Annotated in this window: 18 protein-coding genes and 1 pseudogene; 10 read left to right on the top strand and 9 right to left on the bottom strand. The window is 63.0% G+C overall.

What is annotated here, in order from left to right; all coding sequences use genetic code 11:
• Positions 1 to 34: 34 nt before the first annotated feature.
• Positions 35 to 1045: a hypothetical protein gene (locus P9A16_RS24010; protein WP_023511826.1), complete on the bottom strand. Its 1011-nt coding sequence runs from the start codon at positions 1043 to 1045 to the stop codon at positions 35 to 37.
• 11 nt (positions 1046 to 1056) lie between these two features.
• Positions 1057 to 2061 (bottom strand): NAD(P)-dependent oxidoreductase, encoded by a 1005-nt coding sequence (locus P9A16_RS24015; RefSeq protein ID WP_278025953.1) that lies wholly within the window; start codon positions 2059 to 2061, stop codon positions 1057 to 1059.
• Between the two features lie 125 nt (positions 2062 to 2186).
• Here P9A16_RS24015 and P9A16_RS24020 point away from each other — a divergent pair, with 125 nt between their 5' ends.
• Positions 2187 to 2795, top strand: a complete 609-nt coding sequence (locus P9A16_RS24020) for a TetR/AcrR family transcriptional regulator (protein WP_023516673.1) — start codon at positions 2187 to 2189, stop codon at positions 2793 to 2795.
• 49 nt (positions 2796 to 2844) lie between these two features.
• Here P9A16_RS24020 and P9A16_RS24025 read toward each other — a convergent pair whose 3' ends face one another.
• The 5 genes and pseudogenes from P9A16_RS24025 to lsrA all read right to left on the bottom strand — a co-directional run bounded on the left by P9A16_RS24025 (position 2845) and on the right by lsrA (position 8735).
• Positions 2845 to 4098, bottom strand: coding sequence for a class II aldolase (locus tag P9A16_RS24025; RefSeq protein WP_278025954.1), 1254 nt, complete (start codon positions 4096 to 4098; stop codon positions 2845 to 2847).
• A 67-nt stretch (positions 4099 to 4165) separates the two neighbouring features.
• Positions 4166 to 5197 carry an autoinducer 2 ABC transporter substrate-binding protein LsrB gene (gene lsrB / locus P9A16_RS24030; protein WP_272790791.1) on the bottom strand — a complete coding sequence of 344 codons (1032 nt, stop codon included), beginning with the start codon at positions 5195 to 5197 and terminating at the stop codon, positions 4166 to 4168.
• Positions 5198 to 5199: 2 nt separating this feature from the next.
• Positions 5200 to 6212, bottom strand: a pseudogene (locus P9A16_RS24035) (ABC transporter permease subunit).
• Positions 6209 to 7240 carry an ABC transporter permease subunit gene (locus P9A16_RS24040; RefSeq protein WP_272790792.1) on the bottom strand — a complete coding sequence of 344 codons (1032 nt, stop codon included), beginning with the start codon at positions 7238 to 7240 and terminating at the stop codon, positions 6209 to 6211. Before P9A16_RS24040 ends, P9A16_RS24035 begins: the two are co-directional and overlap by 4 nt.
• Positions 7233 to 8735 carry an autoinducer 2 ABC transporter ATP-binding protein LsrA gene (gene lsrA, locus P9A16_RS24045; RefSeq protein ID WP_272790793.1) on the bottom strand — a complete coding sequence of 501 codons (1503 nt, stop codon included), beginning with the start codon at positions 8733 to 8735 and terminating at the stop codon, positions 7233 to 7235. The genes P9A16_RS24040 and lsrA overlap by 8 nt, the downstream gene beginning before the upstream one ends.
• Positions 8736 to 8975: 240 nt before the next feature.
• Here lsrA and P9A16_RS24050 point away from each other — a divergent pair, with 240 nt between their 5' ends.
• The 3 genes from P9A16_RS24050 to P9A16_RS24060 are packed head-to-tail and all read left to right on the top strand — an operon-like array spanning position 8976 to position 11833.
• Entirely contained in the window at positions 8976 to 9923 is a 948-nt protein-coding gene (locus P9A16_RS24050; RefSeq protein ID WP_024269916.1) for a sugar-binding transcriptional regulator, read from the top strand.
• Between the two features lie 3 nt (positions 9924 to 9926).
• Positions 9927 to 11489, top strand: a complete 1563-nt coding sequence (gene lsrK, locus P9A16_RS24055; RefSeq protein ID WP_278025955.1) for an autoinducer-2 kinase — start codon at positions 9927 to 9929, stop codon at positions 11487 to 11489.
• 38 nt (positions 11490 to 11527) lie between these two features.
• Entirely contained in the window at positions 11528 to 11833 is a 306-nt protein-coding gene (locus P9A16_RS24060) for an antibiotic biosynthesis monooxygenase (protein WP_023514172.1), read from the top strand.
• A gap of 30 nt (positions 11834 to 11863) precedes the next feature.
• On the opposite strand, the gene P9A16_RS24065 is transcribed toward P9A16_RS24060, so the two are convergent.
• Entirely contained in the window at positions 11864 to 12646 is a 783-nt protein-coding gene (locus tag P9A16_RS24065) for a pyrroline-5-carboxylate reductase (RefSeq protein ID WP_278025956.1), read from the bottom strand.
• Between the two features lie 2 nt (positions 12647 to 12648).
• On the bottom strand, positions 12649 to 13368 hold the full coding sequence (locus P9A16_RS24070; protein ID WP_278025957.1) for a GntR family transcriptional regulator: 720 nt from the start codon (positions 13366 to 13368) through the stop codon (positions 12649 to 12651).
• A 200-nt stretch (positions 13369 to 13568) separates the two neighbouring features.
• On the opposite strand from P9A16_RS24070, the gene P9A16_RS24075 reads away from it, so the two are divergent.
• The 6 genes from P9A16_RS24075 to P9A16_RS24100 all read left to right on the top strand — a co-directional run bounded on the left by P9A16_RS24075 (position 13569) and on the right by P9A16_RS24100 (position 18790).
• The gene (locus P9A16_RS24075) at positions 13569 to 14399 is read left to right on the top strand and encodes a substrate-binding periplasmic protein (RefSeq protein WP_278025958.1); all 831 of its coding nucleotides are present in this window, start codon (positions 13569 to 13571) and stop codon (positions 14397 to 14399) included.
• Between the two features lie 62 nt (positions 14400 to 14461).
• Positions 14462 to 15232: an amino acid ABC transporter ATP-binding protein gene (locus P9A16_RS24080; protein ID WP_037404845.1), complete on the top strand. Its 771-nt coding sequence runs from the start codon at positions 14462 to 14464 to the stop codon at positions 15230 to 15232.
• An 11-nt stretch (positions 15233 to 15243) separates the two neighbouring features.
• Positions 15244 to 15912: an amino acid ABC transporter permease gene (locus P9A16_RS24085; protein WP_024269918.1), complete on the top strand. Its 669-nt coding sequence runs from the start codon at positions 15244 to 15246 to the stop codon at positions 15910 to 15912.
• 11 nt (positions 15913 to 15923) lie between these two features.
• On the top strand, positions 15924 to 16589 hold the full coding sequence (locus tag P9A16_RS24090; RefSeq protein ID WP_024269919.1) for an amino acid ABC transporter permease: 666 nt from the start codon (positions 15924 to 15926) through the stop codon (positions 16587 to 16589).
• 32 nt (positions 16590 to 16621) lie between these two features.
• On the top strand, positions 16622 to 17500 hold the full coding sequence (dapA, locus tag P9A16_RS24095; RefSeq protein ID WP_278025959.1) for a 4-hydroxy-tetrahydrodipicolinate synthase: 879 nt from the start codon (positions 16622 to 16624) through the stop codon (positions 17498 to 17500).
• A 57-nt stretch (positions 17501 to 17557) separates the two neighbouring features.
• Entirely contained in the window at positions 17558 to 18790 is a 1233-nt protein-coding gene (locus P9A16_RS24100) for an NAD(P)/FAD-dependent oxidoreductase (RefSeq protein ID WP_278025960.1), read from the top strand.
• Positions 18791 to 18799 lie beyond the last annotated feature (9 nt).

Raw genomic sequence — 18799 nt, forward strand, 5'->3', positions numbered from 1 at the left:
GCGGCACACAAGCATGCCGCGACCGATCCATGGTTCATGCGGCGCGGACTGTGACGCCGTAGCCTTCCAGACGCTTGACGAGATGAGCCGGATCCACGAGCGTCTCGGGCAGGAACAGGCCCTTTTCAGGGCGATCCCGGCCTGCAAGACCAAGCAGGGTTTCGATTGCGACGGCCGCGCCGCGTGCACTCATGGCCGCGTAGCCTTCGGGATCGATCAGTTCATAGCGGAAGCGGCCGGATGTGCCGTTCTTCTGCGTGCCCGTAATCTCGATGATCACCTCGTTGGACGGTCCGCGGCCCTCCTTGCTCGACGCGACCAGTCCCACCGCAAGGTCGATCCGGACACGGGCTGCGCGCGTCGCAGTGCCAAGGCTGAGAACATCCTGCAGGCCCGCGGCCTGCGCAGCGTGCGGAGAACCATCGACGCTTGTGATGAACCGTCCGGACAGCGGTGCACGCGCCCATTGCCACTGCCCGTCTTCCTTGACCAGCGGCAGCGGGCCGATCTTCTCGATCCGCTCCAGATCCTTGCCCGATACCGCACCGAAGGGATCGCCAGGGTCGAAGAGGATCGCGATTTCCACGGCCTCGACGGTTTCGAAATCGCGGGCGAAATGCAGCGCCGCCAGGGTTGGAGAGCCGCCGTTGCTGTGTCCGAGCAGGAGGATGGGGGAGGCCTGCGGATGGTAGGCATGGTGGGCGACGATCGGGCCGAGCTCGAACACGCCGTCCGAAAGGGCGATATAGGGAATGCCTCGGGCCTGAGCGTAGCGCAATGTGTTGAGCGAGTGGTCCCTCAGCGCTGTCACGACGATGCTGTAGCGGGCGCCGGGATCAAGACCGAGATCGGATGCGGCGATGTCCAGTCTGGCGATCGTGGCGTTCCCGACCTCGGAAGCGAGCGCTGCCGCCTTTTCCATGTCGCGAGCGCCAATCGTGATGGATAGATCCGGATGGAGCTTGCGCAGCATCCTGGTGGTGCGGGAGCCGAGGCTTCCCGTCGCGCCGAGGATCAGGACGGAGGAATTGATTGTATCGGTCATGTCGATCCTCCTTAGCGGGCCACGTCGAAGCGGGCGCCGATTGCCATCATTTCACCGACGAAGTAGCTCGGATCGATCAGCAGTTCCGGCAGGTACAGCCCCGCAGCCGGTGCATTCGCGCGCAGGCCGAGCAAGGCCTCGAGGCCCAGAACGACACCCAGCGCGGTCAGCGGTGCCTGGCCGCGTGGATGCACGATCTCGATGTGCGAGGATGTTTCCGTGCCGTCCTTGGCGCGCCCGGCAATGTCGATGATGATTTCGGTCGAGTAACTCTCTCCGCGACGGCGGCTGGCCGACTGGCCGTAGGCGAAGTCGAAACGGATCGATTCGGCGTTCGTAGCGGCCCGCAGGCTCAGGACGTCGAACGGAGAATAGGCCCGAGCGTCGAGGGGCACGCCGTCGACGCTCGTCACCGTGGTTCGTCCCTGCTCTGCTGTCAGCCAGAGATCCTTGCCCTGGTGAACGGTCAACGAGGCCGGAGCGGCCGAGGTCAGACGATCGTAGTCGGCTGCTGCCGCCGGGCCGCCCATATCCTGTTCGTCGAAGACTGCGCCGATGCGGATCGAGGTGATGCTTTCGTATCGGGATGCGGCCTGCAAGGTCGGAAAGACAGCGGCGCCGGCCAGCCACTGGCTTGCCAGAAGGACGGGTGCACGGTCGGGATGATGGATGAAGAGAGCCGCTTCAGGGCCGATCTCGAAGGCGCCGGTGGAAATATCGATATACGGGATCTTGTGGTCGAGAGCGTATCGCAGGGAGTTGAGGGTTTGGTCCTTCACGAAGATCGCGATCGCGCCGAAGGTGGGATGGGCAAGGCCGAGGTCTGAACGCGAAAGATCTACAGCCGTCGCGGTGGCGTTGCCGATCTCGGCGGCGGCCTTCTGCGCCCGGCCGATATCGCGGCCACCGATGGTGATGGGCAGGTCCGGATATCGGCGGCGCAGTTCTCTGGCAGCCTCGAGGCCGACGATGCCGGATCCTCCGATCAGAAGCACGGGTCGTTGTGTCTGTGGCATGTTTCCTATCCTCTTTGACGATATCTTGCAGGTGGATGCTGCACCTGATAAGCTACTACTCGTAACTTACGATTGGTAAGTTGGGTATGCGCCATTGGGTCCGTCAAGGGGGCGTTCTGAAAAAGATGATCGGCGTGACAGCAAACGAGAAGAGCGAGGCGAAGCGCCGCCTCACGAAGGAAGCGCGCCGCGAGCAACTGATTGAAAACGCGTTCGATATCGTGCGCGAATTGGGAGCTGATGCCCTGACACTGAGCGTTCTTGCCGAGAGGGCGGGGGTCAGCAAGCCGATAACCTACGAGCATTTCGAGACCCGGTCAGGTCTGCTTGTCGCGTTGTACCGGCGGATCGACCAGCAACAGGTCAAGGTGCTGCAGGAAAGTCTGTCGAGGGCGGGCGGGCAGCTAACCGAAACTGTACGCCTTATCGCGAACGCTTACATGACCTGCCATTCGGCTTCGGGGTCGGAAGGCCATGCGATTTCGGCGGCCTTGATGGGGGACCCGCAGATGGGGGCAGTCCAGCAGGAACTGATGGACAACTGCGTCGGCATTTTTGCAGACGCTCTGGCCCCGTTCTCGCGACTTTCCCACGAGGCGCTCCAGCAGCGCTGTATCGGAATTGTCGGCGCTGCGGAGGCGCTGTCTCTCGCGATGACGCGCGGCCGGATGAGCCAGGCCGCGGCCATCGAAAACCTGTCTGCCTTGCTGCTGATCGGTATCGAACCGGGTTGATATGCCGGAAAGGCCCTCTGCACGTGCGACAGCGCTTGCCGGGCGGATGTTAGTGTGCGTTGACCTTCAGCTTGGCCTGTTCGAGCGACCAGTATTCCATGTCGAAGAGATCCGCCTCGCCGATGGGTGTGAAGCGACCGTAGGCTTCTGCGGCATTGATTGCCCGGGTTGCCTGCTCGCAGAGATCTCCGCCGATCTTGGCGGCCTTGTTGCTGGCGCCGAGGGCGTAGATTCCCTGTCCACGCACCAGCACGACGCGGGGATAGACGTCGAGCATCTGCTTCGGCTCGCTGGAGCGCGTCGCATTTCGTGCGAAGTAGACCCGGTAGCGGTCGGCATAGGCGGCAAGCGCCGCCTCGATCGCGGCTTCGCCCGCATCCGGCTCGATGATGAGCGGCCAAGGTTTGATGCGGATGACGTGATCCGGCGTGACGGTCCCGCGCAGGCTGATTGCCTCCACATTGTCTTTGGCGGCATGTTCGCGGATCGCAGCGGTGGAGCGGTAGTCGAGGAACGCACCTTTGGCGAAGGGCGATCCTTCACGGACGAGAGCTTTCTCCAGCCGCGCCCGCAGCGCCATGTCCTCGGTGCCATCACTTAGCTGCGGGCCGGAGAGCGCAACGCCCTTACGGGCAAGCTCGCTCTCGGCCATGGTGACGAATTCGATCATCAGCTCGTAGGAAAGGCGGGCATCATCGGCGAAGGTGAAGAGGCCGTGATTTTCCAGCCAGAGACCCTGGCAGCCTGGATGCTCACGGTAAATGCGGTCGGCAACGATGGAAAGATCGAAACCGGGCATGACATAGGGCACGTAGGCGAGGCGATCTCCATAGATACGCCTGACGGTCTCGCGCATATCAGGCTGGTCGGCAAGCGCCAGGATCGCCGTGGCATGTGTGTGGTCCACGAAGGCGAACGGCAGGAAGGCGTGCAGCAGCGCCTCGACGGAAGGATTGGGCGCGTCCGCTTCGATCAGGCTGGCGCGCAGCAGCGAGACCATGTCCGGATCCGAGAGCTTCGGGCCGTCGCGGGTCTCCAGAAGCGGCACGAGGCGCACCGCTGGCAGGCCCGGCGCTTCGATTGTGTCGAGATCCCAGCCGCTGCCCTTGATGTGCATGAGCGTTTCGCCGCCAGCGGACGTCACCTTCACGGACGTATTGCCGCCGCCATGCAGCACGAGGTCGGGATCGCCACCGATGATACGGGAGGTGTAGATGCGAAGGCCGAGGGCATCGCTTTGTCCCGCCGCGCGCGCGGCCTCTACGTAGCGGGCTGCATCCCCGTCGTTCCAGCGGCTTTTCATGCGTGTCGTCCTGTCCTTGAAAAAAGAATTCGGCGGGCAGCCGGAGCCGCCCGCCGTCCATGCGTGATCAGAAGTCGAAGTTTGCGATGTTGTCCTTCGTGAAGACGGTGCGTTCCGGCAGGAGGATGATTCCGTTGCCGTCGGCTTCGTAATCGTAGCCCTGCACCTTGTTGGCCGAGACCTCAACGGTGCCGATGCCGGGCACTTCCAGCTTGTCGCCGACCTTCATCGGGCCGTTCTTCAGGACGTGATCGGCAACGAAGACCGAAATCTTGCCCTGCTGGGTGACGTCCCACAGGCCGAAGCGCTGGATCGTGCCGCGTTCGATATAGGGGCGCATGACGTTCGGCGTGGAGAAGCCGACGATGGTGACGCCTTCTGCGCGCTTCAGGTTTTCCGCAGCCTGAGCGGCGGCCGGCAGGGCATTGGCGTCGGGCGCGATGATCGCGTCGAGATCCGGATAGGTCTGGAGGATGCTTTCTGCCGTCTGCAGCGACTTCTGCGCATCATTGTAACCGTACTGGGTGGTGACAATTTCCCAGCCCGGGTGCTCCTTGGCGATCTTCGCCTTGGCCGCTTCCGCCCAGGCGTTCTGGTCGGTCACGGTGGGGCTCGAATAGAAGAAGGCGACCTTGGCCTTTTCCTTCGTCACGCCCTCCGCCGCCATGTCGACCAGAAGGCCGCCGAGCTGCTCGGGCGTACCCTGGTTGATGTAATAGCTCCGGCAATCCGGGTTGACGTCGCTGTCCCAGGTCATGACGAGCACGCCGCGGTCCATGGCGCGCTTCAGTGCCGGGCACAGGCCGTCCGGAGAGACGGAGGAGACGATGAGCGCGTTGTAACCCTGGTTGACGAAGTTGTTGATGAACTGAACCTGACCGGAAACACTGGGCTCGGTCGGGCCGTCATAGGTGACCTTCGCGCCGACTTCTTCGCCGGCCTTCACGGCGCCGGCGCCGCCGGACGTGAAGAAGCCGACACCCACCAGCTTGGGGATGAAGGCGATCTGGTTTTCGGCATGTGCCGTGCCCGAAGCGAGCATGGTGCCGGCAACAAGGGCCGCGGCGAGGGCGCCGGATTTCAGTACAGTCTTGATCATTCTCATTCTCCTCCTGAAGTGACTGCCGCCCGGGCTTGTTTTTTTGCCGGGCGACGGCGATGAAATCGGTCAGCATTGCGCTTCCGTGGCGCAATGCGACCGCGACAACCAGCAACCCTCCCGAAAGTGCGCTGGAAATCTGGCTGGGCACGCCGGCTGCCTGCAGGCCTTGCTGCAGGTAGCCGATGACGAAGGTGGCGATGAGCGTGCCGAGGATGGATCCCTGGCCGCCATAGATGGAGGCACCGCCGAGCACGGCCGCGGTAACGGCCGGCAGGAGCGTCGCCGAGCCGAGATCGACACGCGCGGAGCCGAAATAGGCTGACATGACGAGGCCGGCGATGGCGGCAGAGACACCCGTGATGACGTAGGTGATCGTCTGCACGCGGCCGACCGGGATGCCGGCGAAGCGCGCCGCGCTTTCCGACTGGCCCGAGAGGAAGATGGCACGGCCGAAGCGCGTGAAGTGCAGCAGCACGACCAGCACGAGGGAAAGGGCAAGGAAGAGGGCGAGAGGTGCCGGCAGGCCGAGAATTTCGGCATAACCGAAGGCATTGAAGGCCTCCGGGAAGTTGCCGATGCCCTCATAGCCGCCCGCCCCAACGAGGCCGGAGGCGACCGTTGCCGTGCCCTGGAAGAGATAGAGGCTGCCTAGCGTGACGACGAGCGGCTGGATCTTCGACAGATGGATGACGGTGGCGTTGAGAAGGCCGCAGAGCGCGCCGGAGACGAGCGCAAGCGCAATCGAGAGCGGCAGGGGCACGCCATAGAAAGTGGCAACGCCGAAGACGATGGCGGCAAGACCAATCACGGAGGCGAAGGAGACGTCGATGCCGCCGGCGATGATGACGAGGGTTAGCGGCAGGGCGACGAGGCCGATCTGCACGAAATCCGACGTGCCGTAGATGAGGTTCGCGACATTGAGGAAGCGCGGATTGACGAGGCCGAAGATGACGAGCTCGGCGACAAGCATGGCGAGGAGGGCGGTTTCCCAGCGGAAGATCAGCTTCTTCATCGGCCTGCCTCCACAGTGCGCGCCGTCGTCGTTTCGGTGGATGGGACAGGGCTGCGCTCGTGCACGGCGTAGCGGCGGGCGCGGATGCGGCGGTCGATGATCTGGCGGATGCGCCCGTCGAGCAGCAGCACCGACAGCAGGATCGCGCCGGCGATGAAGTCGTTCCAGTAGGCGGGAATCTTCAGGAAAACGAGGGCGCTGTCGATCGAGGTGATGAAGATGACGGCGGAAAAGACACCGGCGACAGAGCCCGTGCCGCCGAGCAGACTTACCCCGCCGAGCACGTTGACGGCGATCGCCTTCAGTTCGATACCACTGCCGGCCTGATTGGGAATGAAGCCGATCTGGGCGGCGAAGACGAGGCCGGCGAGCGCCGCGCAGAGGCCCGTCGCAATGAAGGCGGTAAACTGCACGCGCTTGACGGGTACGCCAAGATGGTGCGCGGCCGCACGATTGTCGCCGACGGCATAGAAGTAGCGACCAAAGCGCGTCTTGCGCAGCACCAGCCAGGCAAGCACGACGAGAACGAGAACGACGATCGTCAGCGCCGAAAAGCCGGGGCCGAGATTGGCAGCGAGCCCCTTCAGGTCTTGCGGCAAATCCTCGATCCAGCGACCACCGGTCAGGACCAGCATGATGCCGCGATAGAGGCCGAGCGTGCCGAGGGTGGCGACGATGGAGGGGATGCCGAGATAGGCGACCATCAACCCGTTGAAGGCACCGGCGAGCGCGCCGGTCGCAAGGCAGAAGGCGATGGCGAGTGGCAGGCCGATGCCCGCATTGAGCGAGAGGCCGAGCACGGCGGCGCTGAGGCCGAGCACCGAGCCGCTCGACACGTCAATGTTCCGTGTCAGGATGACGATCATCGTGCCGAGGGAGATCAGCATAAGGACGAGGCTGTTGGAGAGGACGACCGAGGCGGTGGCGCCGGAGAGGTAGCCGGGTGCCGCAGCGCCGATGGCGACATAGGCAATGGCAAGGACGACGATGAGCGTTGCGACGCGGTTGCGCGCGAAAAGGTCAAGCATGGCGGGCCTCCGAGGCGCCGAAGGCGAGGCGGGCGATGGCATCGACCGAGATATTTTCCGTGAGCTCCCCGCCGGATTGGCCAAACGCCATGACCTCGACGCGGTCGGCGAGCTGCTCGATCTCATCGAAATCGGATGAAATGAGAATGATGGCCACACCGTCGGCGGCGAGCTGGCGAATGAGGGCGTAGATGTCGTTGCGGGCCGCAACGTCGACACCGCGCGTCGGCTCGTCGAGGATCAGCACCTTCGGCCGGGCCGAGAGGCACTTCGCCAGCAGCACCTTCTGCTGGTTGCCGCCGGAAAGGCCGCGGGCCTCCTGGCTGGCGCCGCTGCATTTGATGCCCATGCGGCTGCGGAATTCGTCGAACACTTTCCGCTCCGCGCCGGGTCTCAGGAAGAAGGGCAGGCGGTGAACGAGATAGGATGAGACGTTCCAGAAGAGCGGTGCCTCCAGGAACAGCCCGTGCTGCTGGCGGTCCTCCGGCAGATAGACGAGGCCGCGGTCGATGCACAGTCGCGGCGACCGCTTCTTCAGCTCCGCGCCGTCGTAAACGACGCTGCCGGCCGTCTGGGGGCGCAGGCCAAAGAGCGTCTCGGCGAACTCCGTGCGCCCGGCGCCCACAACGCCGGCAAGACCAAGGATCTCACCGGCCCGCACGTCAAGGCTGATATCGCGAAACCCTTCGCCGCTGAGCCGGCGCACGCTGAGGCGCGGCTTGCCAATTTGCGCGACCTTGCGGTCGGCGCGGTCCTTCCCGGAAGCGTCAGTAATCTGCACACGGCTCATCGCGTCGATGACCTCCGCGTCGGTGTAGCCATCGAGCGGGCCGGAAAGCACGATGACGCCGTCGCGCAGCACACTGATTGTTCCGCAAATCTCGCGGATCTCGCGCAGCTTATGCGAGATGAAGAAGATGCCGACGCCCTGCGCCTGCAATTTGCGCACGCGCTGGAAGAGGGCGCTCGTTTCGAACGGGGTGAGGGCGGAGGTGGGCTCATCGAGGATCAGCACGCACGCATCACGCACGAGGCCGCGCAGGATCTCGACGATCTGCCGCTCGGCAATTTCCAAGGCGGCGGCCTGCGCATCCAGATCGAGCGATACCGAAAGTTCGGCGACCAGCTGTTCGACGCGCGGACGCAGCGCCCGAGGCGAGGCGGCAAGGCCAAGGCAGATGTTTTCCAGAACGCTCTGATTGGGCAGGATATGCGCTTCCTGCGGCACGAGGTAGAGGCCAAGTTCCTGGGCATGGGCTGGCGATGCATGGGAAAGCGGCCGGCCATTGATCTCGATCGCACCGGAATTGGCTGGAATCACGCCGGACATGATCTTCATGAGGCTCGACTTGCCGGCACCGTTGCCGCCGAGAAGCGCATGCACCTCTCCAGCCTGCAAGGCAAGGGAAACGCCCTTCAGCACCGGAACGGCGCCGTAGGACTTCCAGATGTCCGTCAGCTTCGCGACCCTCCCGGTCGTCGGGCTCCCAGTCATTCTGCACCTGTTCATATGTAATTCACTACAATCATGTGATCATAGTGATTGGTAGCCGTCAATATGCTCAGAACATAAACTGCGGCAATGGGACGCCGATATTGCGCTGCAAAATATGATTTATCAGCGGAAATCAATGAATTGCAGCCAATAAGAATTTTTCACCGCGGTGACGCGTTGACGTATCAAAAGTTTTTTTGCTATTCAAATGATCACAAATGGACCGAGGGAGCCGCTTGCATGGCGTCGGACAACGGGGAATGGAGCTACGCCGATACGGACGAGGAGATCCTCACCCGCATCGCCTGGTATTATTACAACGACGGCCTCACGCAGAACGAGATCGGCGAGAAGCTCAACATGTCTCGCATCAAGGTGTCGCGCCTGCTGGAGAGTGGCCGTCGCTCGGGCATCATTCAGGTGCGCATCAATTCGCGCTATCAGGGATGCCTTGCGCTGGAGCGGCAGATCAAGGAGCGCTACGGGCTGCTCGAAGCCTATGTGGTGCCCCAGCTCCCCGATCAGGACCCGAGCGACCGGCTCGGCCAGGCGGCCGCGCAATTCCTCATGCAGCGGTTGCAGACGAACGATCTTCTTGCTGTCGGCTGGGGCGCGACGGTCTCGAACACCATTCAGCGGCTGGGTCATCTCGCCAACGAGCGTAATATCGGCCTCGTCAGCCTTACCGGCGGTGTCGGCACCTACGTCGACGGCATGCGCACGGCCAATTGGGGCAGCGGCGTGCATCTCGTGCCCGCGCCGCTTGTCGTGCGCGACCCGGATGTGGCGCGTAATCTTTCTTCCGAGCCGGCGGTCGCAAACCTCCTCGACATGGCGCTAAACGCCACCTACCAGCTCGTCGGCATCGGCGAACTTTCCTCCGCTTCGACGGTGGTCCGATCCGGCTATGTCAGCCCCGACGAGGTGGAGCCGCTGCGCCGCAAGGGTGCGGTTGGCGACATTCTCTGCCAGTTCTACAACGAGCGCGGCGAGCCGCTTGACCTGCCCCTGCACGACCGGGTGATCGGCGTGAAGCTAGCGGCGCTGTCGCGCGCGGAAAAGGTCGTGGCGGCGGCAGGCGGCGTCCAGAAGGTGCAGGCCATCCACGCGGCGCTGCGCGGAAAGTTCGTCGGCATCCTCATCACCGACGAGACAACGGCCGCCGGCCTCATCGAGATCAAGGACTGAACCATGACGACTTCCTATCTGCTGGCCGTCGATGCCGGCACCGGCAGCGGCCGTGCCGTGATCTTCGACGAAAACGGCAACCAGATCGCCAGCGCCCAACACGAATGGTGGCACAAGACCGATCCGCGTTTTTCCGGCTCGATGGACTTCGATGTAGAGGGCAACTGGTCGCTCCTGTCGCGCGCCATCCGGCAGGCGATCGCCGAGGCAGGCATTTCGGCCGCCGATATCCGCGCAGTCAGTGCCACCAGCATGCGCGAGGCCTTCGTCGCCTATGATCGCAACGGCCGTGAGATCTGGGCCTGTGCCAACGTCGACAGCCGTGCCGTCAGCGAAGTGCGCGACCTCAAGCGCGATTTTCCCGGCCTCGAGCGCGACCTCTACGTTGAGACCGGCCAGACCTTCGCACTTGGCGCGCTGCCGCGCCTTCTCTGGCTCAAACGCAACCTTCCGGATGTCTATGCGCGTATCGACCGGATCAGCATGCTCTCCGACTGGGTGCTCGCGCGGCTTTCCGGGGTCATCGCCAGCGATCCCTCCAATGCCGGCACCACCGGCCTCTACAGCCTGACAAAGCGTGGCTGGCTGCCAGAGGCGATGGCAAAGGCCGGCATGCGTGACGACATTTTCCCCGAGAGCGTCGAACCCGGCACGGTTATCGGCCGGGTGACGGAAAGGGCGGCGGATGAGACCGGCCTCACAGCCCGCACGCCTGTTGTCATGGGAGGCGGCGACTGCCAAAGCGGCGCGGCGGCGATCGGCGTCGTCAATGAAGGCGATTGCGCCGTGCTCGGCGGCACTTTCTGGCAGCAGGTCGTGAATGTCGGCCCGTCCGTCTCCGACCCGTCGATGGATTTGCGCATCAATCCGCATGTTGTGACCGGTCTCAACCAGGCCGAAGCGATCAGCTTCTTCGTCGGCATCGTCATGCGCTGGTTCCGCGACAGTTTTGGCGCGGAGGAGGTGGCCGCGGCTGGCCCAGGCGGCGATGCCTACCGGTTGCTGGAAGAAAAGGCGGCCGGTGTGCCCGTCGGCGCCTATGGCATCATTCCCGTCTTCTCCGACGTCATGCGCTACGGCAACTGGTACCATGCCGCGCCGTCGCTGCTGAACCTTTCCATTGATCCGCAAAAGTCTGGCAAGGCCGCGATTTTCCGCGCATTGCAGGAGAATGCAGCCATCGTGGCGGCCCGCAACCTTTCGGCCATCTTCAAGCTCTCCGGCAAGACGCCCGACAAGATCGTCTTCGCTGCAGGTGCATCGAAATCTGCCCACTGGTCGCAGATCCTGTCGAGCGCCACCGGGCTTCCGGTCGTCACGCCTGTCGTCAAAGAAGCGACTGCGCTCGGCTGTGCGGCGGCGGCAGCAATTGGCATCGGCCTGCGCCGGGATTTCGTCGAGGCGGCAGAGGGCTGGGTGCGCTGGGACAAGCGCTTCGAGCCGGATTTTGCGCACAAGGCCATCTATGACGAGGCGGGAGAACGCTGGGCGCGAGCCTATGCGCTGCAGCGCCAGCTCGTCGACGAAGGTGTCACCACGGCCATGTGGAAGGCGCCGGGCCTCTGATCGACTAACCGAAGATTCAACACAGCAGGGATTAAGACATGCTCATCCAGATGGTCAGCATCAACGTCAAGCAGGGCCATGCCGCAGAATTTCTGGAGGCATTCCGCATCAACTACGAAGGAACCCGCCGGGAGCCCGGCAACTTGCGCTTCGACGTGCTGCGCAACCCGGAAGACGACCACAGCTTCACGATCTATGAGGTCTTCACGTCCTCCGAAGCGCTCGACGAGCACCGCAAGACCCCGCATTATCAGGAATGCGTGCGCCGGATCGACCCGATCCTCGCCGGCCCGCGCACCAAGACGTTTTATGAGGTCGAGATGGCGGATTTTCTCAGCACCTGATGCTGGCAGCCGTCCCGGCGGCGTGCCGACCTATCCGCGAATGCGGGCAAGGACACGATCGAGCGCCCCCAGTGTCGCCCGACTGCCGCCGTTCGCTTCGAAATCGCGGAAGACCTGCTCGTTCAGGCCGCCCTTGGTGGCAAACTCGTGGCTCATCTCGATGAAGGCAATGTCCTTGCCGGCAAGGAGGGCCGTATCGGACAGGCCGGCAAAAAGCGGAGCGAGATAGGCTCGCCCTTTTTCTTCCGGCAGGCCGTTCTGCGCAAGCCATTCCGTCGTGCGGTGCATGATGCCGAAATAGGTAGCCATGAGGGCGCTGGCGGCAGCGAGGAGGTCGTATTCCTCCTTCGTCTCGCATTCCGCGGCATTGCCGAGCACATTGAAGAGGGCAGCGGTGCCTGCATCCGGTGGATAGATGGCGGTGACGCCCTTGCGGCGGGCGACGAAAGGCAGGGGGATTGCCTGCGAGAGCTTCACATCGCCGCCGATCCAGCTAAGGAGAGCGGAGCGGCTGGTTGCAGCGACGACGCTGACTACGGCTTGGCCATCCCGGAATTTCAGCGGACGGACAACTTCCTCGGCGATTTGCGGGCGGATGGCGAGCACCACGGTGTCGCACGCATCGACAATCGCCTGATTGTCAATGGAAACAGATACCTGCGGGAAGTCGACTGCAAGTTTCGCCGAAATCTCGGCACTGCGCTGGGAGACCACGACATGCGGCACCGCCGCGGGGTCGCTGAGCAATCCACGCACCATGGCGTCGGTGATGGCGCCGGTTCCGATAAATCCAATTTTCTGGGACAGGGGCATGATCATTCCGCAGCAGCAAGAGGGCCGAAGGAGACGTCGGTCGTATAATTCTCGCGCAGGAACGCGATGAAATTGTCCTGAAACTGCCGGGTGTGTGCATGGGCCAGCTCGTCGGCAAGTTCGACGTTCTTTGTACGGATTGCCTCCAGCATCAACTCGTGCTCGTCCGTCAGCAGATATCCGTCACCGGTACGCTCCAGATACTCGAAATGCAGGTGCAGCATACGCTGGCCCTGATTGAGAAGCCGCTCGTAGAAGGACGCGAGATAGGCATTCTTGCCGGCATAGGCGACGGCCATGTGAAACTGTTTGTTGGCTTCCGACATCTTCAGGTGCTGGCCGGTCTTCACTGCCGCTTCGAATTCCTTCTGGCGCTTGGCGATGATCTTGAGGTCCGCCTCCGTACGCAGCGCCGCGGCCAGGCGCGTGTTCATGCGCTGGGCGACGTCGAGCGCCTCGACATATTTCGGAAAACTCGCGACCTCGATCGGCGCGACGATGGTGCTGCGGTTGGAGAGCGTTACCACCAGCTCCTCCCCGGCCAACCGGATCAGCGCCTCGCGGATCGGTGAGCGCGACATGTCGAAGCGCTCGGCCAGCGTGGTTTCGTCGAGCAACTGGCCGGGCGGCAGGGTGAGTGCCAGGATTTCATTGCGCAGCGTGTCGTAGACGCTTTTCGAGCCCGTGCCGCGCACGCGTTTCGATTCAATTTCCTCAGACACTTACATCCCTTTCCGCATTTCGCGGCCATTGGGCCAGAAAAACCGGCATGCAGCAATCGTAAATTTTCCGCTTGACTTTGTCGACATGGAAACGACATAAATTATCCAGTCGACACGGAGCCGACAAAAGAAGACGTAAGAAACGGCCAAAGCCGACGGGTGGAACCGCGCTTTCAGCGCTCAAAAATGGGGAAATGCACATGCTTTCGAATGTGATGACGTCCGCTCTGCGGGCGACGGCGGCGCTCACGCTGATGGCCGGGCTTTCGACCGCGGCGGTGGCGGAGACGGCAGAGGGCTATTGGCAAGGTGTTCAAAAGAGCGGCACGTTGCGGTGCGGCGCCGCGGTTGCACCGCCCTATGTGATGCGCGATCCGGCAAGTGGCGAGTATTCAGGCTTCTATGCAGACCTCTGCCGTGAGTTTGCCGAGGTGCTGCAGGTAAAGCCTGAATTCGTCGATACGACCTGGGACAACATCGTGGCAGGCCTTCAGGCCGGCAAATGGGATGTCTCGCTGGCGCTGAACCGAACGCCCGCCCGGGCCATGGCGGTTCAGTTCTCCATTCCGGCGATGGAGTACCAGATCTCGCTCGCCTACAACAAGGACAACCCGAAGGTTCCCGCAGGAGCCACGTCTGTCACTGATATCGACAAGGCCGATGTGACGCTCGCCGTCATGTCCGGCACAGCGCAGGACAAGGCGATCTCCGCCGCGGTCAAAACCGCGACGATCCTGCGCCTGCCGACCAATGACGAGACGCGCCTCGCGCTCGTCTCCCGCCGTGCGGATATCCTTGTCGATGCCTCCGACACCAACCAGCTTTTCACCCAGTCGAACCCGGATTGGGCAGTTGCGCTGAACCCGACGCCGGCACTTGCCAAACAGGGCGTTTCCTTCGGTCTGCCACACCAGCTTTCCGCGGCCGATGTCGAAGTGGCCGATATCTTCCTTGAGGAGCGGGTCGCCACCGGACATGTCGAGGGCCTGATCAGGAAGGCGGTCGACGAAGTCCTCAAAGCCAGCAACTGAGCCGAGCCGGAGCCGCTCCACAGCGGCTCCGCTTGCCTGTCTGAAGGAGGAGAGTTCGCATGATGTCGGCTACTGCACCGCTGGTTCGGATCGAAGGACTGCACAAGAGTTACGGCGGCGTCGTCAAGGTGCTGCAGGGTCTCGATATCGAGATGAAGGCCGGCGATCGCGTTGTCGTCATCGGTCCGTCCGGCGGCGGGAAGTCCACCCTCCTGCGGGTGCTGATGGGGCTTGAGCAGATCGACAGAGGCTCCGTCGTCTTTGGCGGCAAGCCGTACATTTCCGCCGATGGCAGCGGCAAGACCACGATCGACCCCAAGGTCCGCCGCTCGATCGGCATGGTGTTCCAGCACTATACGCTGTTCCCACATCTCGACGTGATCGGAAACCTGGTCCTGGCCCCGATGAAGGTGCGGGGCGAAGGGAAGGCCGATGCAGCAGCGCGTGCCATGGGGCTACTCACGCGCTTCGGCCTTGCACAGAAGGCGAACGCCTATCCCGCCCAGCTTTCCGGAGGCCAGAAGCAGCGTGTGGCGATCGCCCGGGCGTTGATGCTTGATCCAAAGCTCATGCTCTTCGACGAGGTGACATCTGCGCTCGATCCGGAGCTCGTGGCCGAGGTCGAGCAGGTGATCCTGCAGCTTGCCCAGCAGCAGATGCCGATGGTCATTGTGACCCATGACATGTGGTTTGCCAGAAATATCGCCTCCCGCGTGATCTTCTGTGCAGGCGGCGTCGTGGTCGAGGACGGGCCACCGGAACAGGTGCTCGGCTCCCCGAAGGAGGAGCGCACGCGTGAATTCATCGAGCGGGTGTTCCACATCAAGCATTGAGGGAAGGGGTCATGACCTACAGTTTCGACTTTGCATCCGTCTTCCGCAATCTTGGCCCCCTCTGGGATGGCCTCATCGTCACGATCCAGCTCACCATCGCGGCGAACGTTATCGGCTTGACGCTCGGCTTTGCCCTGGCGCTGCTCGTCATGAGCCGGTGGGCGATGATCCGCCTGCCGGTGATGCTCTTCATCGAATTCTTCCGCTGCACGCCGGCGATCATTCAGATCGTCTGGTTCTTCTATTGCGTGCCGATGTTGTTCAATGTGTTCCTCGGCTCGGTCACCATGGGCATCCTGGCGCTCGGGCTCAATCTTGCAGCCTTCAATGCGGAGGCCTATCGCGCCTCGATCCAGGCGGTGCCACGCGAGCAGCTCGATGCGGGCATCGCACTCGGCCTCAGCCCCTTCCAGCGCATCCTCCACATTACCCTGCCGGCGGCGGTGCGAAACTCCATTCCTGTGCTCCTGACCAATGGCATCGGCACCTTCCAACAGAGCGCGCTGGTGGCGATCGTTGCCGTCCAAGACCTTATGTACCAGGGCAAGACGCTTGCCACGCAGACCTATCGTCCTATCGAGACCTTTACGGTTGTCGCCATCGTCTATTTCGCCGTGTCGTTCCCGGTCTCCCAGGTCGTTGGCTATCTTGAACGCCGCCGCGAAGCGCTAGCGAGCTGAGGAGACGAGCGATGACCTTCAACTTCGCCATCGTGCTCAAATACCAGGAGGCGCTTCTTCTCGGCCTCTGGATGACGCTCAAGCTGACCTTGATCTGCATCCTGCTCGGCTGCGCCCTTGGGTTCCTGCTTGCGCTCGCCCGCACCTCGAAGAGCGCGATCCTGCGGGGCGCATCGAGCGTCTATGTGGAATTCTTCCGCGGCACGCCCGTGCTGGTGCAACTGTTCTGGATCTTCTTCTGCCTGCCGCTGGTGCTGGGGGTCGAGCTCTCCAATCTTGCATCCGGCATTATCGCCCTCACGCTTTATATGGGCGCGATCAGCAGCGAGACGTTTCGTGCGTCGCTGAAGGCTGTCGGCCGTGAGCAGCTGGACGCCTGCGTGGCGCTGGGGCTTTCCCCCTTCGTGCGCACGACAAGCGTCATCCTCCCGCAGGCGATATTGCGCGCTGCGCCGACACTCTTGTCCAACTGCGTCAGCCTTTTCAAGGAAAGCGCACTCGTCTCGGCGGTCGGCATGGCGGATCTCATGTTCGTCGGCCAGAACATTTCCAACAACACGGCCCGCCCCATCGAGGTGCTGAGCGTCGTCGCCCTCATTTATTTCGCTATTGCCTTCCCGCTGACGCGCGCCGTCACGGTCATCGAACAACGTATCCTCAAGCGGCTGGCCGTGTGACGCGCCCGCCCGATCCTCGAATGGAGACTTCCATGAAACTGTCAGGCGTCATGCCCGCCCTCGTTACCCCCTTCGATGCCAATGGCCACATCGATTTCAAGGCCTTCGAAAAGCTGCTCGCGCATCTGCGCGACGCCGGCGTGACCGGTTGGGTGCCGAACGGTTCGACCGGGGAATACTTCAGTCAATCGACGGAAGAACGCCGCGATGTCCTCCAGTTCGTCAAGGATTTCGCAAAGCCCGGCGAAGCCTTGATCGCCGGTACGAATGCGCCTGCAACGCGCGAGGTCATCGAACAGACCGCCATGGCGAAAGACATCGGTTACGACACGGTCCTGCTCGCGCCGCCCTTCTATACCCGCCCGACCCAGGCCGAACTCGTCAAGCACTACGAGGCCGTGCTTGCCGCCGTTGATATCGCTCTCGTGCTCTACAGCTATCCCGCGAAGGATGGATCGGACATCGGCTTCGAGCTGATGGATCACTTCGCCGCCAATCCGCGCGTTATCGCCATCAAGGAAAGCTCGGGGGTGCTGCAACGCGCGATCGACATTGCCAGCCGCTATGAAGGCCGGATCCAGCTCGTTTCGGGTTCGGACGACATCGCGCTCGATTTCATGTTCTGGGGCGCAGACAGCTGGATCTGCGGCCCGTCGAACTGCATGGCGAGGGCCTGCTGCGATCTCGACAGGACCTATAGGTCAGGCGACCTCCGCAAGGCGCGCGAGATGATGAAGACGCTCTACCGGGCAATGAACATCCTCGAATCCGGCAAATTCGTTCAGAAGATCAAGTATGGCTGCGAATTGCAGGGATTGCCCGTCGGGGAATGCCGTGCCCCGCTCGGCCCGCTGACGGAAGAGGAAAAGGCCGAATTCCGCGCTGCCATGCAGCCCATCCTCAACTGGTAAGCCGGTGTCGACCGGCGGAAGGCCGCCCGGCCGCAACCAGCAGCGGGAGAGAAGAGCATGACCACCGTCGTTGTCGGCGCGGGCATTATCGGCACGACCATCGCCTACGACTTGCAGAAACGAGGCCGGCAGGTCGTGCTTCTCGACAAGGGCGAGGTCGGGCGTGGCGCATCCTATGGGAACATGGCATCGATTGCCGTGACCGAATTCATGCCAGCCTCGCGCCCCTCCATCTGGAAGCAGATTCCGGGCTGGATGCTCGATCCCGAGGGGCCGGTGCGTGTTCGCCCTGGCTACATGCCGAAACTTCTTCCCTGGTTCGCCCGCTTCGTCGCCGCATCGCGGCCGAACAAGCTGCGCCAGCTGGAGGCGGACGGTGCAGCCCTTTGCGGGCGCGTCTACGACGACCTCCTGCCCCTCTTGCGGGAAACGGGCCTGGAGGGCGAATTGACGGAGGAGGGGTGCCTCTCGCTCTACCGTGATGAGGCGGAGTTCCGTGCCGACCGTGAGCACATCGAAACCCTGGAGCGCTTCGGTTTTCCGCACCGGCGACTGACGGGTGCGCAGGCACGCGAGCTGGAGCCCGTGCTGTCCGAAAGCATCGGTATCGCGGTGCTATTTCCTCAGAACCGTAGCTTGCGCGACCCGTTCCGTCTTGTGACGCGCCTTGCGCAGCGCTTCCTTGCACAGGGTGGCGAAATCCGTCGTGGTGATGTGGCTGGCTTCGAGCGGTCGGGCCGCATCACCGCTGTGCGCCTCACGGACGGCGATCGCATTGCTGCCGGCGACGTGGTGATCTCCGCAGGCGCCTATAGCGGCCTGCTCTCGAAAATGCTGGATGAGCCGATGCCGCTGGAAACAGAGCGCGGCTATCACACGCAGATCATGTCCCCCGGCATCGCCATGCGTCATTCGCTCATCTGGCCCGCTAAGGCCTTCATGGTCACACCGACGGCCGGCGGCATCCGTGTGGGCGGCACGGTTGAAATGGCGGGCCTCGACGCCGCACCCGACTACCGTCGCGCGAAGACAACCGTGCGACGGGCGCAAACGGCCCTGCCGGATCTACGCTGTGAGGATTTCTCCGAATGGATGGGCCATCGACCGGCTCTTCCCGATACGCTTCCAGTCATGTCGGCTTCGGCGAAGACGCCAGGCGTCTTCTACGCCACCGGACACGGCCATCTCGGCGTCACCCATGCCGCAACGACCGCGCGCCTGATGGGTGACCTCATCACGGGCGTGGCGCCGCCCATCGACATGCGTCCCTATCGCGTCGACCGCTTCTAACGCGCGGTC

This window comes from Shinella sp. 838, from assembly GCF_029623935.1.
Classification (GTDB): Bacteria; Pseudomonadota; Alphaproteobacteria; order Rhizobiales; family Rhizobiaceae; genus Shinella.

What these genes read in the sequence shown, in the direction of transcription:
- P9A16_RS24010 (WP_023511826.1), bottom strand. Translation starts at nt 1,045, where the DNA reads ATGACCGATACAATCAATTCCTCCGTCCTGATCCTCGGCGCGACGGGA.
- P9A16_RS24060 (WP_023514172.1), top strand. Translation starts at nt 11,528, where the DNA reads ATGCTCATCCAGATGGTCAGCATCAACGTCAAGCAGGGCCATGCCGCA.
- P9A16_RS24015 (WP_278025953.1), bottom strand. Translation starts at nt 2,061, where the DNA reads ATGCCACAGACACAACGACCCGTGCTTCTGATCGGAGGATCCGGCATC.
- P9A16_RS24075 (WP_278025958.1), top strand. Translation starts at nt 13,569, where the DNA reads ATGCTTTCGAATGTGATGACGTCCGCTCTGCGGGCGACGGCGGCGCTC.
- P9A16_RS24050 (WP_024269916.1), top strand. Translation starts at nt 8,976, where the DNA reads ATGGCGTCGGACAACGGGGAATGGAGCTACGCCGATACGGACGAGGAG.
- P9A16_RS24080 (WP_037404845.1), top strand. Translation starts at nt 14,462, where the DNA reads ATGTCGGCTACTGCACCGCTGGTTCGGATCGAAGGACTGCACAAGAGT.
- dapA (WP_278025959.1), top strand. Translation starts at nt 16,622, where the DNA reads ATGAAACTGTCAGGCGTCATGCCCGCCCTCGTTACCCCCTTCGATGCC.
- P9A16_RS24085 (WP_024269918.1), top strand. Translation starts at nt 15,244, where the DNA reads ATGACCTACAGTTTCGACTTTGCATCCGTCTTCCGCAATCTTGGCCCC.
- P9A16_RS24040 (WP_272790792.1), bottom strand. Translation starts at nt 7,240, where the DNA reads ATGCTTGACCTTTTCGCGCGCAACCGCGTCGCAACGCTCATCGTCGTC.
- lsrB (WP_272790791.1), bottom strand. Translation starts at nt 5,197, where the DNA reads ATGATCAAGACTGTACTGAAATCCGGCGCCCTCGCCGCGGCCCTTGTT.
- P9A16_RS24025 (WP_278025954.1), bottom strand. Translation starts at nt 4,098, where the DNA reads ATGAAAAGCCGCTGGAACGACGGGGATGCAGCCCGCTACGTAGAGGCC.
- lsrA (WP_272790793.1), bottom strand. Translation starts at nt 8,735, where the DNA reads ATGACTGGGAGCCCGACGACCGGGAGGGTCGCGAAGCTGACGGACATC.
- lsrK (WP_278025955.1), top strand. Translation starts at nt 9,927, where the DNA reads ATGACGACTTCCTATCTGCTGGCCGTCGATGCCGGCACCGGCAGCGGC.
- P9A16_RS24100 (WP_278025960.1), top strand. Translation starts at nt 17,558, where the DNA reads ATGACCACCGTCGTTGTCGGCGCGGGCATTATCGGCACGACCATCGCC.
- P9A16_RS24090 (WP_024269919.1), top strand. Translation starts at nt 15,924, where the DNA reads ATGACCTTCAACTTCGCCATCGTGCTCAAATACCAGGAGGCGCTTCTT.
- P9A16_RS24020 (WP_023516673.1), top strand. Translation starts at nt 2,187, where the DNA reads ATGATCGGCGTGACAGCAAACGAGAAGAGCGAGGCGAAGCGCCGCCTC.
- P9A16_RS24065 (WP_278025956.1), bottom strand. Translation starts at nt 12,646, where the DNA reads ATGCCCCTGTCCCAGAAAATTGGATTTATCGGAACCGGCGCCATCACC.